Source organism: Diaphorobacter sp. C33, assembly GCF_030503915.1.
GTDB classification, from domain to species: domain Bacteria; phylum Pseudomonadota; class Gammaproteobacteria; order Burkholderiales; family Burkholderiaceae_C; genus Diaphorobacter; species Diaphorobacter nitroreducens.
Window position 1 is genome coordinate 1,874,920 of record NZ_CP129980.1, and the last position, 14,219, is coordinate 1,889,138.

Below are 14,219 nucleotides of genomic sequence, written 5' to 3' on the forward strand. Positions count from 1 at the left end.
AACAGGCGCGCCCGCTCAGGCAGGCTGCGCCAGGGTGGAAACAGAAGCGCCCGTGTGGCGCGGCAGACCGGCCTGCCACAGCGTGCCATGCAGCGTCTCGCCCGCGAGCCAGCCCTGCACGCGCTGGCGCAGCGCGAGCAGCGCGGCCACGTCGAGTCCCGTGAACAGTCCCATGCGCTCCAGCATGAAGGCCAGGTCTTCGGTGGTCACGTTACCGCTGGCGCCGGGCGCATGCGGGCAGCCGCCAATGCCGGCCAGGCAGGCGTCGAAGCGGGTGATGCCCGCCTGCCAGGCGGCGTAGCAGTTGGCCAGCCCCATGCCGCGCGTGTCATGGAAATGCGCGGCGGCCAGGCGGTCGCCCACCAGCGCGCGCGCTTTCTCGAAGAGGCGCTGCACGCCGGCCGGATCGGCATAGCCCACGGTGTCGGCCAGGCTCACGCGGTCGGCGCCGGCATCCAGCAGCGCCTGCAGCAGGCGCAGCACCTCGTCCTCGGCCACGTCGCCCTGGAGCGTGCAGCCGAAGGCCGTGCCCACGCCGCCCTCGATGCGCGTCGCGCTGCCCGCTGCATCGCGGGTGGCGCGGATGCGGGCCACCTCCGCCACCACCTCGTCGGGCGTCTTGCGCAGGTTGGCCAGGCTGTGCGCATGGCTGGCCGACAGAGGCACGATCATCCAGTGCGCACCCGCGTCGATGGCGCGCTCGGCCCCCTTGAGGTTGGGCACCAGCACAGAGGCCACCAACCCCGGCAGCGTGAGCGCATGCGCGAGCACCTCGGCGGTGTCGGCCAGTTGCGGCAGCAGGCGCGCGGGCACGAAGGAGCCCACCTCGATCTCGCGCTGGCCGGAGGCATAGGCGGCGTCCAGCCACGCGATCTTGTGTGCTGTCGGCAGCGTGGTGGCGATGCTCTGCAGGCCATCGCGCAGGCCCACCTCGCGCACGGTGGCGTGGCCGGGGCGCGGGTCGCAGAGGGTGGGTAGCGAAGCCATGGAATTGCCTGGAGGGTTGATGTGCGTCAGTGCCGTTGTGGATTTTAAAAATTCCAGCACACTACGAAACCTCAATTTAGGAACCCCAAGCGTTCCCAAACGGAAATTCTCATGCGTCTGCCCGACCTGCTCTCGCTCAAGCTGTTCGTCGCCGTGTGCGAGCACCGCAACATTGCGCGTGCCGCGCAGCAGGAGGCCATCGTGGGCTCGGCCGTCAGCAAACGGCTGGCGCAACTGGAAGACACCGTGGGCGCGCGCCTGCTGGTGCGCCGCCGGCATGGCGTGGCGCCCACCCCGGCGGGTGAGGCGCTGCTGGAGCATGCGCGCGAGATGCTGGCCAGCGTGGGGCGCATCGAGCGGGACATGGCCGCGTTCAACACCGGCATCCGCGGACAGGTGCGCATGCTGGTCACGGCCTCGGTCATGGCCGAGTCGCTGGCCGACGACGTAGCAGCGTTCCTGCAGGACGCCGCGCACCGCGACATCCAGGTGAGCATGGAGGAGCGCGTGAGCCCCGAGGTGGTGCGCGGCATCCGCGAGGGCAGCGCCACCGTGGGCATCTGCTGGGACGCGGCGGACCTGCAGGGGCTGCAGACCCGCAGCTACCGCCACGACCATCTGGCCATCGTCGCCCACCCCGATCACCCCGTGGCCCAGTCAGCGCGCGTGCGCTTTGCCGACGTGCTGGGGCATGAGTTCGTCAGCATGCCGGCGCTGAGCGCCGTACAGGTGCTGCTGGCGCGCGCCGCGGCCGTGGAGGGCAAGATGCTGGCACACCGCGTGCAGGTGTCCAACTTCGACGCTGCGCTGCGCGTGGTGCGCGCCAACCTGGCCATCAGCGTGATCCCACGCGAAGTGGCCGAGCCGTTTGCCGCCGCCACCGGCGTGCGCGTGATTCCGCTGGCCGACGGCTGGGCACGGCGGCGCTTTGCCATCTGCTTTCGCAGCGAGGATGGCCTGTCACCCGCCGCCCGGCTGCTGGTGGAGCACCTCGTGCGCAGGGCCCCGGAGTGAGCCGCATGGCTACCCCATTTTTCAGGGTTTGCACATGTCAGCCGGACGCAACGAGCTACTAAACTTGTAGCAGGTACATTTCCAGGCTATATTGCTATCGTTTTTTGCAACCACCGCCGCTCCGCCCCTGCGCGGCGCGGCACCCCACCACCCTATGCGCAAGGAGAAGCGTTCATGAGCTCCAAGGAAAACGCCGCCGTCAACCAGCTGTTCGAGAAACTCGAATGCCGTTATGCGCTGCGCGTGCTGTGGGCCCTGCGCGACGGCCATCCGCAGACGTTCCGCTTGCTGCAAGACAGCGTCGGCGGCATCACGCCCAACACGCTCAACACCCGCATCAAGGAACTGCGCGAGTGCGGACTGCTGGACCACGGCAGCGACGGCTACACCGTCACCCCCGTGGGCCAGGATCTGCTCAAGCGCCTGTCCGATGTGCAGGCTTTTGCCACCCGCTGGTCCGCCGCGCGCGTGAAGAAGTAAAGCGCCCCGCAAGCCCTTAGGCCCCCACCAGCCCGCCGTGTGCGGGTTTTGGTCTTTTTGGCCCCTAGCGCTTATTGGATAAGCGCTAACAGCTATCTTTTTTGAATCAAATCAAGGAACCGTTCACCATGGCATTCACCACCACCGCCTCCGGCCTGCAGTATGAAGACACCGTCGTCGGCACCGGCGCGCAGGCCACGCGCGGCCAGTCGGTGCGCGTGCACTACACCGGCTGGCTCTACAACGACGGCCAGCAAGGCGCCAAGTTCGATTCCAGCCGCGACCGCAACGACCCGTTCGAGTTTCCCCTGGGCGCGGGCATGGTCATCAAGGGCTGGGACGAGGGCGTGCAAGGCATGCAGATCGGCGGCCAGCGCACACTGATCATCCCGGCAGCCCTGGGCTACGGCGCACGCGGCGCCGGCGGCGTGATCCCGCCCAACGCCACGCTGAAGTTCGACGTGGAGCTGCTGGCCGTCGGCGTCTGACGGAACTCCGCGCCCCGCTGGCGGGGCGCCCGGAAAAAAAGGGAACGTGGTTCGCACGTTCCCTTTTTTGTGGGCGCTGTATGGCCGCCGTTGATTACACCGGCACGCCCACCAGGTCATGCCCCTGCGTTCCCACGATGCGCGCCTTCACGAAGTCGCCCACCTTGTAGGTCTTGCTGAATTTCTCGGGCGGCAGCAGGTGCACCACGCCGTCGATCTCGGGCGCATCGGCGTAGCTGCGGCCCACGCCGCCCTTCTTGCCCAGGCCCACGGCCTGGTCCACCAGCACCTGCATGGTCTGGCCCACGCGGCGCTGCAGCTTGGCGGTGGAGACTTCCTCCGCCACCGCCATGAAGCGCGCACGGCGCTCCTCGCGCAGTTCCATGGGCAGCAGGCCCGGCAGCTCGTTGGCGGCGGCGCCCTCCACGTCGCTGTAGGCAAAGCAGCCCGCACGGTCGATCTGCGCCTCGCGCACGAAGTCCAGCAGGTGCTGGAACTCTTCTTCCGTCTCGCCGGGGAAGCCCGCGATGAAGGTGCTGCGGATCACGATCTCTGGGCAGGCCTCGCGCCAGCGCAGGATGCGCTCCAGATTCTTCTCGCCGCTGGCGGGGCGCTTCATGCGCTTGAGCACGTCGGGGTGGCTGTGCTGGAAGGGCACATCCAGGTATGGCAGCACCAAGCCCTGCGCCATCAGCGGAATGATGTCGTCCACGCTCGGGTAGGGGTAGACATAGTGCAGGCGCACCCACGCGCCGTAGGTGGCGGCCATCTCGCCCAGCGTCTGCACCAGCTCCAGCGTGCGCGTCTTGACGGGCTTGCCGTCCCAGAAGCCCGTGCGGTACTTCACGTCCACGCCATAGGCCGATGTGTCCTGGCTGATGACCAGCAGTTCCTTCACCCCACCCTCGAACAGCGCCTTGGCTTCCTTGAGCACATCGCCCACCGGGCGGGACACCAGGTCGCCGCGCATCGAGGGGATGATGCAGAAGGTGCAGCGGTGGTTGCAGCCCTCGCTGATCTTCAGGTAGGCATAGTGGCGCGGCGTGAGCTTGATGCCCGCCTCGCCGAAGCTGCCCGGCACCAGGTCAAGGAAGGGGTCGTGCGGCTTGGGGCAGTGGGTATGCACGACCTCCATCACTTCCTGCGCCGCATGCGGCCCGGTCACGGCCAGCACGCTGGGGTGTACCTCTTTCACGAGGTTGCCGCCCGTCTCGCCGGCGCGCGCGCCCAGGCAGCCGGTAACGATCACCTTGCCGTTCTCGGCCAAGGCCTCGCCAATGGTGTCCAGGCTTTCCTTCACGGCTTCATCGATGAAGCCGCAGGTGTTGACGATGACGAGGTCTGCGCCCTCGAAGGTCTTGGAGGTTTCGTAGCCCTCGGCGCTGAGTTGCGTGAGGAGGAGTTCGGAGTCGGTGAGGTTCTTGGGGCAGCCGAGGCTGACGAACCCGATTTTGGGGGTCTTGGCGGGGGAGAGTGCTTGGCTCATCCCCGCATTTTCCCAGTTCTGCCGGGCTCAGCGCTTTTTGAGGCCAAACGCGCCCAGCATCTGCTCGGTCTGCTTCTGCATCTGGTCCTGCATCTGCAGGAACATGTTCTGCGACTGCTCCACGTAGTTGCCCATCAGCCCCTTCATCATGGGCGATTGCAGATTCATGAATTGCGTCCACATCTCGGGCGTGAGGCCTTGCGACTGCTCGGCCAGCTTGGCCTGGATCTCGGTGAACATCTGCACGTTCTTTTCTAGGTACGCACCCATGAAGCCCTGCATGGCGTGGCCATAGAAGCGGATGATGTTGGCCAGCGCCGCCTCGCTGAACATCGGCGCGCCGCCTGCCTCCTCCTCCAGGATGATCTGCAGCAGGATGCTGCGCGTGAGGTCTTCGCTGGTCTTGGCGTCGCGCACCACGACGGATTCGCCCTGCATCACCAGCTGCTTGACCTCGGCCAGCGTGACATAGGTGGAGGTCGACGTGTCGTACAGCCGGCGGTTGGGGTACTTCTTGATCACGCGCTGGGCGGTTTTTGGGTCAGGTGCTGGGTTCTTGTCTGGCACAGGCGGCTCCTCGGGTACATGGCCCGTCATGGCTTGTATTGCAGTGCAGCAGATTCTAGGCAGGCCGCACCCGCGCAGCGCGCAGGAATACCCTGATGGCCTGCACGACCGCCTGCTCCAGGCTGAATGCGGGGGATCCGGAAACAAAAAAGCCGCTCTGTCGAGCGGCGTTTTGTACAGAATTTCTCTCTTTGCATGCTGAAGTCTGGGTGGCTTCCGCAGAGAGAAATGGTAGGCGCGATTGGACTCGAACCAACGACCCCCACCATGTCAAGGTGGTGCTCTAACCAGCTGAGCTACGCGCCTGTGTTTGTTCGAGAAGCGGGAGTATAGCAGCAAAAAATGCCGCCTCGGCCCTGGCGGCCGTCATCGCCGGCGCGCCGACCGCACCCCCTGCACCGCGGCCACGATACCCAGCACCTTGTTGAGCCGCCCCGCATCGGACACCTCCACGGTGAAGGTCATCCATGCCGTTCCCTTGACGGACTGTGTTTGCACGCCGATGACGTTGGTCTTCTCGCGCGCGAACACTTCCGAGATGTCGCGCAGCAGGCCCTGGCGGTCCGAGGCTTCCACCGCCACGTCCACGGGGTAGACGGCGGCTTCTCCAGCGACGCGCTGCGACTTTCCCCACTCCACGTCGATCACGCGCTCCGCATTGCGCGCCGCCATCTCGCGGAAGTTGCTGCAGTCGGCGCGGTGCACGCTCACGCCCTTGCCGCGCGTGACGAAACCGCGGATCTCATCGGGCGGCGCGGGCTTGCAGCACTTGGCCAACTGCGTCATGAGGGAATCCACGCCCACCACCAGCACGCCGCCCTTGGGCGCGCCGTCGGGTGTGCGCGCCTTCTTGAGCAGCACGTCAGGCTCGTCGACCGCCGGCTCGGGTGGGCGCAACAAGGTCTCGATGCTGCGCAGCGAGAATTCGTCCTTGCCCACCACTTCGAACAAGGCCTCGGCCGACTTGAAGCCCAGCTGCACCGCCAGGTCGTCAAGCTTGAGGGCCGTCTTGCCCTCGCGCTGCAGCAGCTTTTCCACCAGCTCGCGGCCGCGCGCCACCGTGGCATGGGTGGCCTGTGCGTTGAACCACGCGCGCACCTTGGCCTTCGCGCGGTTGCTGGTGAGGTAGCCCAGTTCCGGGTTGAGCCAGTCGCGCGAAGGACGCCCTTCCTTCACGGTGGTGATCTCCACCGTCTGGCCGTTTTGCAGCGGCGTGTTCAGCGGAACCATGTTGCCGTCGACACGCGCACCCCGGCAGCGATGGCCGACGCTGGTGTGCACGGCATAGGCGAAGTCCACGGGCGTGGCGCCCTGGGGCAGTTCCACCACGGCCGCGTCCGGGGTCAGCACATAGATGCGGTCTTCGAACAACCCGCTGCGGCTGGCGGAGCCCACCAGGTCGCGCTCCCACGCCAGCAGCTGGCGCAGTACGGCGATCTTGGCGTCGTACTCGCTGCTGGCCGACACGCCAGCGTAGCCCTTGGTGCCCGCCTCCTTGTAGGCCCAGTGCGCGGCCACGCCATGCTCGGCATGGTCGTGCATGGCCTGGGTGCGGATCTGTATCTCGATGGCCTTGCCCGCCTCGTCGCGCACCACGGTGTGCAGCGACTGGTAGCCGTTGGGCTTGGGGCGGGCGATGTAGTCGTCGAACTCCGCCTCGATGGGCTTGAACTGGCTGTGCACCCAGCTCAAAGCCGCGTAGCAGTCCTTGACGCTCGGCACCACCACACGCAGCGCACGGATATCGAACACCTGGTCGAAGTTCAGCGACTTGCCGCGCATCTTCTTGACGATGCTGTAGATGTGCTTGGGCCGGCCCTGCACGCTGGCGCTGATGCTGCGCGCGCGCAACTCGGACTCCAGCCGGCTGCGCACCTGCTCCATGTACAGCTCGCGCTCCACGCGCTTCTCGTCGAGCAGGCGGGCCACTTCCTTGTAGGTCTCGGGCTCCAGGAAGCGGAAGGCCAGGTCTTCCAGCTCCCACTTCATCTGCCAGATGCCCAGGCGGTTGGCCAGCGGCGCGAACACCTGCAGCGCCTCGCGCGCGATGGCCGGCGATACCGGGCGCTTGGCTGCGGCGTAAAAGCGCAGCGTCTGCAGGCGGGACGCCAGGCGCAGCATCACCACGCGCAGGTCGCGCGAGAAGGCCAGCAGCATCTTGCGCACGTTCTCGGTCTGCGTGGCCGCATCGTCCACCTGCTGGCCCGTCACCTGCGCCTCGCGCGCCTGCAGTTGCACGCGCATGAGCTTGGTGGTCTCCAGCGCCAGCGCGGCGAAATTGCTGCCGAAGGCCTTGGTGATCACTTCCTCGGGCTTGTTCAGGTGCGAGCAGGCATACACCAGATAGGCCGCCGCCTGCATGGTTTCCGAGCCGCCCAGGTGCTTGAGGATGGCGGACACCGCATCGGCATGGACGAGGGTGTTCTCTCCGGTTTCCAACGTTTCGCCGATCAAGAGCGGCTCGGCAAAGGCGCGGGCGCGTACCAGGGCGTCGGCATGCTCCGGCCCCGCCTGCGCGGTGGCTGCGATGAGCTGCGGCACCGCCTCGGGTCGGGGCCCGGCGGCCGCGCCCTGCCCCATGGGCAGATGGCCGATGGAACTGCTCTTCATGCTGTCAACTCCTCCTGCCGCTTCAGCAGGAACTGCGCGACCACGGCCACCTGGTCCGGCTGCACCAGCGTCGGCGCGTGGCCCACGCCGGCGAACTCCACCAGCCGCGCACGCGGGCCGCGCGCGGTCATCTCGCGCGCCGTGGCGCTGGACAGCAGGTCCGACTCCGCACCGCGCAGCAGCAACACCTGGGCCGGGATCTGGTCGTACAGCTGCCATAGCTGCTGCTCACCCGCCAGCGCGGCCTCGGGCGTGAGGGCGCGAAAGGGCACGGCGATCGCCGGGTCGTAGTGCAGGGCCAAGCCCCCTTGGGGCGCCTCGCGCACCATGGCGCGAGACAGTTCCAGCCACTGCGCAGGTGTGTGCGGCCCGAAGCTGCGCGACACCGCCCACAGCGCGTCGGCCGCCTGCTGCAGCGTCGCGAAATGCGCGGGCTGCCCCAGGTACTGGCCGATGCGCGCGAGCGCCTGCCACTCCACCCGCGGCCCCACATCGTTGAGCACCAGGCGCCGCACAGGTACCGGCAACGCCCCCGTCTGGCCGCACAGGCCCATGCCGATGAGCCCGCCCATGCTCGTGCCCACCCAATCCAGGGTGGCGATGGGGCCTTGCGCGTGCAGTTGCGCCAGCAAGGCCAGCATGTCGGCCGCGTACACCGGCAATTGGTATTGCATCGGATCGGCCAGCCAATCGCTGCGTCCGCGCCCCACGACATCGGGGCAGACCACGCGCGCATGGCGGGCCAGCGCGCGAGCCAGGGTGTCGAAGTCCCGCCCCTGGCGTGCCAGCCCGTGGACGCAGACGATCACATGGGGATGGGCCGCGTCGCCCGTCTCGTTCCACTCCCAGTAGGCCATGCGATGGCCTTGTTCCGGGTGGCCGGCGGCCACGGGGCCGGGGCACGGTACGTATTTCAGCGTAGGTTGAATCATGGAAACGGTACCGTCATGCAGCGCTCGATAATGCCTGCGCTGCATCCTAATTCATTCGGAGAGACTCTCATGCTGAACGGCAAAACCGCCCTCGTCACCGGCTCCACCAGCGGCATCGGGCTGGGCATCGCCAAGGCGCTCGCGCGCCAGGGGGCGAACATCGTGCTCAACGGCTTTGGCGACGTGGACGGTCCGCGCGCTGAGGTGCTGGCCGCCGGCGAGGCCGCAGGCGCCCGCGTGGCCTACCACGGCGCGGACATGAGCCGCCCCGCGGAGATCGAGGACATGCTCAAGTACGCCGCATCCCAGTTCGGCCGCGTGGACATCCTGGTCAACAACGCCGGCATCCAGCACGTGGCCAGCGTGCAGGACTTCCCGGTGGAGAAGTGGGACGCCATCATCGCCATCAACTTGACCAGCGCCTTCCACACCACGCGCCTGGCGCTGCCCGGCATGCTGGCCAATGACTGGGGCCGCATCATCAACGTGGCGTCGGTGCACGGCCTGGTGGGATCGGCGCAGAAGTCGGCCTACGTGGCGGCCAAGCACGGCATCGTGGGCCTGACCAAGGTGACTGCGCTGGAGACCGCCCCGACGGGCGTGACCTGCAACGCGATCTGCCCCGGCTGGGTGCTCACACCGCTGGTGCAAAAGCAGGTGGACGCCAAGGCCGCCGCGCTGGGCATCTCCAACGAAGAAGCCAAGAAAGTGCTGCTGGGCGAGAAGGAGCCCTCCATGCAGTTCACCACACCCGAAGAGCTGGGTGAACTGGCCGTGTTCTTCTGCTCGGCCGCCGCCAACAACGTGCGCGGCGTGGCATGGAATATGGACGGCGGCTGGGTGGCGCAGTAAGCCCGCTATTAATAAAGTAGCTTGCAACGCCCGACTGGCGGGCGCTGCAGGCCAAAATGGCTGATAGCGACCGCTGGGGTCACTTGAGCTGTACCGAGCCAGCCACCGTCACCACCACCTGGGCCTTGCCGGCCTCCACAGGCACGGGAGCGTCGGACGCATAGGATGCCGCCTTGGCCTCCATGGCCATCATGCGCGGGCGCGGGCCGGGCGACATCTCGTTGCTGTTCACCGCCACCTCGCGCAGCGTGTAGCCGCCAAAACCAAAGCCGCGCGCCAGTTCGGAGGCGCGTGCCTTGAAGGCCTCGATGGCCTGCGCCTGGGCCTCGGTCTCCACCTTGGCCCGCGCCTCGCGCGACAGGTCGAATGCGATCTGGCTGATGGACATGCTCTGGATCTTGCCCGCCGTGGCCGTGATGCGCGGGAAGTCGCGCCCTTCCAGCACCAGCTCGGCGCGGCCCTGCCAGCCGGTGATCTTGCCGTCCTTGCCATAGCGCGGGTACATGCCGAAGGCCCCCGTGCGCACGTCCATCTGCTGCGGCTGGGCGGCGCGGCGGGCTTCGGCCAACGCGGCGTCCAGCGCCTGTTTGAGTTGCGTTTGCACGCCTGCGGCGTCCGCGGCTTCCTTGGTGGCGGCCAGCGTCAGCACCAGCAAGTCCTGCTGCACCTGCACCGTGCCCGATGCGGAGAGCTGCAGCACGTTCTGCGGCGGCGCCGAAGGATTCTGAGCGTAAGCGGCCACAGCGCCCGCCATCAGTGCGCAAGCAGCTATTGTTTTTATAGTTCTTTGCATGGTGTTCCTTTTCTTGGGTTGACGTTGTACAGGCATGTGCAGCATGCCCCAGGACCGACGCTAACTGCGTCAGCGCAGCGCTGGCATGAATGCCGGGTAATGTCGTTGCGAGGTGTCGCAAAACCTGTAACAGTTGGTCAGACCCCGGGGTAAAACCGGACTTTCCGTTCGCAAGCTGGTCAGAATCGGCTCTGTTACAAATTGGACTGGGAAAGAAAGCATGGCTTCAACAACCAACCGTACCGACAAAGTTCTCGTGGTGGATGACGATGCGCGCATCCGCGACCTGCTGCGCCGCTACCTCACCCAGGAAGGCTTTGAAGTTATGGTCGCGGAAGATGGCAAGGCCCTCAACCGCATCCTGCTGCGCGAGACCGTGGACCTGATCGTGCTGGACCTGATGATGCCGGGGGAAGACGGCCTGTCGATCTGCCGGCGCCTGCGCGCGGCCAATGACCGCACGCCCATCATCATGCTCACCGCAAAGGGCGAGGACGTGGACCGCATCGTGGGCCTGGAAGTGGGCGCCGACGACTACCTGGGCAAGCCCTTCAACCCGCGCGAACTGCTAGCCCGCATCCACGCCGTGCTGCGCCGCCGCCCGCCGCAGGAGGCCCCGGGCGCACCGTCGGGCGACAACGAAGTGGTGACCTTTGGCCCCTTCACCTTCGACCTGGGCACGCGCGCGCTGCAAAAGAACGGCGAGGAACTGCCGCTGACCACGGGCGAATTCGCCATGCTGAAAGCCCTGGTGCGCCACCCGCGCCAGCCGCTGTCGCGCGAAAAGCTCGCGCTGCTGGCACGCGGACGCGAGTTCGAGCCGTTCGACCGCAGCCTGGACGTGCAGATCTCGCGCCTGCGCAAGCTGGTCGAGGTGGACGCCGCCGCGCCGCGCTACATCCAGACCGTGTGGGGCGTGGGCTACGTGTTCGTGCCGGACGGCACGAACTGACCAGGGCCTCCCTGCGAAAGGAACGGCGGCCCCACTCCACCGGCACGCCGTGCCCTGCATGACCGCTTGCACGCCACCTTGACATGAGCGCCACCCACGACGCGCCTTCCGATGCCACCAGCCCCGCGCCGCTGGAAACGTCCGCCAGCCGGCGGGCCCAGCGTGCACGCGTGGGGCTGAACCTCTTCTGGCGCACCTTCTTCCTGCTGGCCGTGCTGCTGATCGGCAGCATCATGGCGTGGCTGCAGACGCTGCGCGCGCTGGAGTTCGAGCCCCGCGCCCTGCAGACGGCGCAGCAGATTGCATCGCTGGTCAACCTGAGCCGCGCGGCGCTCATCCACTCCGACGCCATCGCGCGCGTGTCGCTGCTCAAGACCATGGCCGACCAGGAGGGCGTGCGCATCCTGCCGCGCGAGCCGGGTGACAAGTTCGAGCTGCTCTCGCCCTCCCCGCTCGGCTCGCGCCTGACCGAAGAACTCACCCAGCGCCTGGGGCCCGGCACCATCGTGGCCGCCAGCGTGAATGGCGAGACGGGGCTGTGGGTGGGCTTCACCATCAATGGCGACCCGAACTGGATGCTGATGGACCGTTCGCGCCTGAGTGCCGCTGGCGGCAAGACCTGGATGATCTGGTTGATCACCGCGGGCGCGCTGTCGCTGGCGGGTGCCGCCGTCATCGCGCGGCTGATCAACCGCCCGCTCAAGCAGCTCAGCGACGCGGCCAACCGCGTGCGCGACGGCGACTTTGCCAACAGCCGCCTGGACGAAGAGGCCGTGACCAGCGAGATCCGCGAGGTCAACATCGGCTTCAACCGCATGGCGCAAAAGCTCGCCAAGCTGGAGCAGGACCGCGCGGTGATGCTGGCCGGCATCTCGCACGACCTGCGCACGCCGCTGGCGCGGCTGCGCCTGGAAACCGAGATGAGCGTCACCGACGACGTGGCGCGCGAGCACATGGTGGCCGACATCGTGCAGCTGGACGCCACCATCGACAAGTTCCTGGACTATGCGCGGCCCGACACCACGGTGGCCCTGAGCCCCGTCAACCTGCATGGCGTGGTGTCGTCCTGCGTGTACGCGGTGCAGGACCACCGCGAGTTGCAGATCTCGATGAACGTGCCCGAGGACCTGATCGTGATGGCCGACGAGGTGGAGCTGGCGCGCGTGATCTCCAACCTGCTGGAGAACGCCCGCCGCTACGGCAAGAACCGCGAAACCGGCATCACCACCGTGGACATCGCCGCCAAGGCGCGCGAGAAGTGGGTGCTGGTGAAGCTGCGCGACCACGGGCCCGGCGCGCCACCGGAGCAACTGGCCAACCTCACCAAGCCGTTCTTTCGCGGCGACTCCGCGCGCACGGCCGCCGCTGGCGCGGGCCTGGGCCTGTCGATCGTGGACAAGACCGTGCAGCGCATGGGCGGCATCTTCGCGCTGGCCAACTCGGGCTCGGGCGGGCTGGTGGCCCACATCCAGTTGCAGCGCGCGATGAATCTACGGCAGGGCCAGGACCCCCAGCAGCGCCTGCAGCGCCCGCAGATCAAGCGCCACCTGCCACCGCGCAGCGGTGTGCCGACATCCCAGCAAAATCGATAGCAGCCAGCGCTTGCTGCGCGGCCGATTTACAGCGTTTTCTGCCGGAAACCGGCACTCTTCCAGCGCAAGCAGCTATTTTTTGAATAGCAACACGGCGGCGCGCGCCTCGATGGACAGGCCCTGCCCCACGGGGCCCAGGCGCTCGGCGGTCTTGGCCTTCACGTTCACTTGGTCCAGCACCAGGCCCAGCGCGGCGGCGATGCGCTCGCGCATGGCGGGGATGTGCGTCGCCAGGCGCGGCGCCTGCGCAACGACTGTGCTGTCGATGTTGCCGATGGCGTAGCCCTTGTCGCCCACGCGGCGCGCCGCCTCCTCCAGCAACGCCACCGAGTCCGCGCCCTTGAAGCGCGCGTCGGTGTCGGGGAAGTGGCTGCCGATGTCGCCCAGCGCCGCAGCACCCAGCAGCGCATCGGTGATGGCATGCAGCAGCACATCGGCATCGGAATGGCCCAGCAAGCCCATGGTGTGCGGGATCTCCACCCCGCCGATGACCAGGCGCCGCCCGGGCACCAGCGCATGCACGTCCCACCCTTCGCCGATTCTGAAATTCATGCCCATTGCGTCCGCCGCCCTCATGCCTTGGAAGAAAAGAAAGTCTTGACCGGGTCGCTCGCCGCGGCGCCGCGCTCGCCGCCAAAGCGCTCCAGCGTGGCGCCGTGCATGCGCTGGGCCAGCACGGCCTCGGCCAGCGCGAAGTCCTCGGGGTAGGTCACCTTGAAGTTCTGCGCGCCGCCAGGCACCAGGCGCGGGCGCAGGCCCATGGCCTCCATGGCACTGGCCTCGTCGGTGGCGGTGGCGCCCACCCGCTCCAGCGCATGGCGCAGCGCACCGATGCGGAACATCTGCGGCGTCTGCGCCAGCCATTTGTCGCTGCGGTCCACGGTGGCGGCCACGCGCACGCCGCCGGGGCCGTCGCTCGCCACCTTGAGCGTGTCCGCGAGCTTGTGCGCCAGCAGCCCACCCACGCTGTCGTGCTGGCAGGCGTCGATGAGCGCATCGATCTGCTGCGCCGTCACCAGGCAGCGCGCCGCATCGTGCACCAGCGCCCAGTCCTCGTCCTGCGCGCCGCGCGCCTGCAGGGCCTTCAGGCCGCCCAGCACCGTGTCGGCGCGCGTGGGCCCGCCGCAGGGCACGGCAAAGAAGGCCGGGTGGGGGTGACCGTCGAAGAAGGTGTCGCCCGCGGCCACGGCCACCAGCGTGCCCGCCAGGCGCGCCACGCCCGCAAAGGCCGCCAGCGTGTGCAGCACCATCGGGTGGCCGGCCACCGTGTGGTACTGCTTGGGCAGCACGGGGGGGCCGTCCTGCCCGCCCCTGCGCACGGCGCGCGTGCCGGTGCCGGCGCAGGGCACCAGCCCCCAGAAGCGCCCGGCCACAGGGCGAGCAGGGGTAGTGGGCGGCAGCAGGTCGGTCATGGGCGGGCATTCTAAAATCCCCGATCGTCGTCTTGAGCCTCGTGGCGCACACTG

At 67.7% G+C, this 14,219-nt stretch carries 14 protein-coding genes and 1 tRNA gene; 6 read left to right on the top strand and 9 right to left on the bottom strand.

All coding sequences use genetic code 11. The annotated features are described in order from the left end of the window. Positions 1 to 15: 15 nt before the first annotated feature. The gene (locus QY917_RS08895; RefSeq protein ID WP_123675962.1) at positions 16 to 987 is read right to left on the bottom strand and encodes a hydroxymethylglutaryl-CoA lyase; all 972 of its coding nucleotides are present in this window, start codon (positions 985 to 987) and stop codon (positions 16 to 18) included. Positions 988 to 1,098: 111 nt separating this feature from the next. On the opposite strand from QY917_RS08895, the gene QY917_RS08900 reads away from it, so the two are divergent. The 3 genes from QY917_RS08900 (at position 1,099) to QY917_RS08910 (ending at position 2,969) form a co-directional block, all read left to right on the top strand. Further along, a complete protein-coding gene (locus QY917_RS08900; RefSeq protein ID WP_123675961.1) occupies positions 1,099 to 2,001 on the top strand; it encodes a LysR family transcriptional regulator in 903 nt (300 codons plus the stop codon). Positions 2,002 to 2,175: 174 nt separating this feature from the next. Then, the gene (locus tag QY917_RS08905) at positions 2,176 to 2,481 is read left to right on the top strand and encodes a helix-turn-helix domain-containing protein (RefSeq protein WP_011806269.1); all 306 of its coding nucleotides are present in this window, start codon (positions 2,176 to 2,178) and stop codon (positions 2,479 to 2,481) included. A gap of 128 nt (positions 2,482 to 2,609) precedes the next feature. Further along, entirely contained in the window at positions 2,610 to 2,969 is a 360-nt protein-coding gene (locus QY917_RS08910) for an FKBP-type peptidyl-prolyl cis-trans isomerase (RefSeq protein WP_011806270.1), read from the top strand. Between the two features lie 94 nt (positions 2,970 to 3,063). Here QY917_RS08910 and rimO read toward each other — a convergent pair whose 3' ends face one another. The 5 genes from rimO to QY917_RS08935 all read right to left on the bottom strand — a co-directional run bounded on the left by rimO (position 3,064) and on the right by QY917_RS08935 (position 8,564). Continuing rightward, positions 3,064 to 4,455 carry a 30S ribosomal protein S12 methylthiotransferase RimO gene (gene rimO, locus QY917_RS08915; protein WP_123675960.1) on the bottom strand — a complete coding sequence of 464 codons (1,392 nt, stop codon included), beginning with the start codon at positions 4,453 to 4,455 and terminating at the stop codon, positions 3,064 to 3,066. A gap of 27 nt (positions 4,456 to 4,482) precedes the next feature. Then, on the bottom strand, positions 4,483 to 5,052 hold the full coding sequence (phaR, locus tag QY917_RS08920) for a polyhydroxyalkanoate synthesis repressor PhaR (protein WP_011806272.1): 570 nt from the start codon (positions 5,050 to 5,052) through the stop codon (positions 4,483 to 4,485). Positions 5,053 to 5,251: 199 nt separating this feature from the next. Next, a tRNA-Val gene (locus tag QY917_RS08925) sits at positions 5,252 to 5,328 on the bottom strand. 60 nt (positions 5,329 to 5,388) lie between these two features. Continuing rightward, entirely contained in the window at positions 5,389 to 7,602 is a 2,214-nt protein-coding gene (locus tag QY917_RS08930) for a bifunctional (p)ppGpp synthetase/guanosine-3',5'-bis(diphosphate) 3'-pyrophosphohydrolase (RefSeq protein WP_302079272.1), read from the bottom strand. Positions 7,603 to 7,628: 26 nt separating this feature from the next. Further along, positions 7,629 to 8,564: an alpha/beta fold hydrolase gene (locus QY917_RS08935; RefSeq protein ID WP_123675958.1), complete on the bottom strand. Its 936-nt coding sequence runs from the start codon at positions 8,562 to 8,564 to the stop codon at positions 7,629 to 7,631. Between the two features lie 69 nt (positions 8,565 to 8,633). On the opposite strand from QY917_RS08935, the gene QY917_RS08940 reads away from it, so the two are divergent. Further along, on the top strand, positions 8,634 to 9,416 hold the full coding sequence (locus QY917_RS08940; protein WP_011806275.1) for a 3-hydroxybutyrate dehydrogenase: 783 nt from the start codon (positions 8,634 to 8,636) through the stop codon (positions 9,414 to 9,416). A gap of 79 nt (positions 9,417 to 9,495) precedes the next feature. Here the strand turns inward: QY917_RS08940 and QY917_RS08945 are convergent, their stop codons facing one another. After that, entirely contained in the window at positions 9,496 to 10,209 is a 714-nt protein-coding gene (locus QY917_RS08945) for an SIMPL domain-containing protein (protein WP_123675957.1), read from the bottom strand. 220 nt (positions 10,210 to 10,429) lie between these two features. Between QY917_RS08945 and ompR the strand changes: the two genes are divergently transcribed. Next, entirely contained in the window at positions 10,430 to 11,161 is a 732-nt protein-coding gene (ompR, locus tag QY917_RS08950; RefSeq protein WP_011806277.1) for a two-component system response regulator OmpR, read from the top strand. A gap of 83 nt (positions 11,162 to 11,244) precedes the next feature. Further along, on the top strand, positions 11,245 to 12,753 hold the full coding sequence (locus QY917_RS08955) for an ATP-binding protein (protein WP_123675956.1): 1,509 nt from the start codon (positions 11,245 to 11,247) through the stop codon (positions 12,751 to 12,753). 72 nt (positions 12,754 to 12,825) lie between these two features. On the opposite strand, the gene ispF is transcribed toward QY917_RS08955, so the two are convergent. Further along, positions 12,826 to 13,305: a 2-C-methyl-D-erythritol 2,4-cyclodiphosphate synthase gene (gene ispF, locus QY917_RS08960; protein WP_123676076.1), complete on the bottom strand. Its 480-nt coding sequence runs from the start codon at positions 13,303 to 13,305 to the stop codon at positions 12,826 to 12,828. A gap of 20 nt (positions 13,306 to 13,325) precedes the next feature. Further along, positions 13,326 to 14,165 carry a 2-C-methyl-D-erythritol 4-phosphate cytidylyltransferase gene (gene ispD / locus QY917_RS08965; protein ID WP_123675955.1) on the bottom strand — a complete coding sequence of 280 codons (840 nt, stop codon included), beginning with the start codon at positions 14,163 to 14,165 and terminating at the stop codon, positions 13,326 to 13,328. Between the last annotated feature and the right edge of the window lie 54 nt (positions 14,166 to 14,219).

Bases quoted from the DNA above. Each gene is read 5' to 3' on its own strand.
- QY917_RS08895 (WP_123675962.1), bottom strand. From the start codon at position 987: ATGGCTTCGCTACCCACCCTCTGCGACCCGCGCCCCGGCCACGCCACC.
- QY917_RS08900 (WP_123675961.1), top strand. From the start codon at position 1,099: ATGCGTCTGCCCGACCTGCTCTCGCTCAAGCTGTTCGTCGCCGTGTGC.
- QY917_RS08905 (WP_011806269.1), top strand. From the start codon at position 2,176: ATGAGCTCCAAGGAAAACGCCGCCGTCAACCAGCTGTTCGAGAAACTC.
- QY917_RS08910 (WP_011806270.1), top strand. From the start codon at position 2,610: ATGGCATTCACCACCACCGCCTCCGGCCTGCAGTATGAAGACACCGTC.
- rimO (WP_123675960.1), bottom strand. From the start codon at position 4,455: ATGAGCCAAGCACTCTCCCCCGCCAAGACCCCCAAAATCGGGTTCGTC.
- phaR (WP_011806272.1), bottom strand. From the start codon at position 5,052: ATGACGGGCCATGTACCCGAGGAGCCGCCTGTGCCAGACAAGAACCCA.
- QY917_RS08930 (WP_302079272.1), bottom strand. From the start codon at position 7,602: ATGGGGCAGGGCGCGGCCGCCGGGCCCCGACCCGAGGCGGTGCCGCAG.
- QY917_RS08935 (WP_123675958.1), bottom strand. From the start codon at position 8,564: ATGATTCAACCTACGCTGAAATACGTACCGTGCCCCGGCCCCGTGGCC.
- QY917_RS08940 (WP_011806275.1), top strand. From the start codon at position 8,634: ATGCTGAACGGCAAAACCGCCCTCGTCACCGGCTCCACCAGCGGCATC.
- QY917_RS08945 (WP_123675957.1), bottom strand. From the start codon at position 10,209: ATGCAAAGAACTATAAAAACAATAGCTGCTTGCGCACTGATGGCGGGC.
- ompR (WP_011806277.1), top strand. From the start codon at position 10,430: ATGGCTTCAACAACCAACCGTACCGACAAAGTTCTCGTGGTGGATGAC.
- QY917_RS08955 (WP_123675956.1), top strand. From the start codon at position 11,245: ATGAGCGCCACCCACGACGCGCCTTCCGATGCCACCAGCCCCGCGCCG.
- ispF (WP_123676076.1), bottom strand. From the start codon at position 13,305: ATGAATTTCAGAATCGGCGAAGGGTGGGACGTGCATGCGCTGGTGCCC.
- ispD (WP_123675955.1), bottom strand. From the start codon at position 14,165: ATGACCGACCTGCTGCCGCCCACTACCCCTGCTCGCCCTGTGGCCGGG.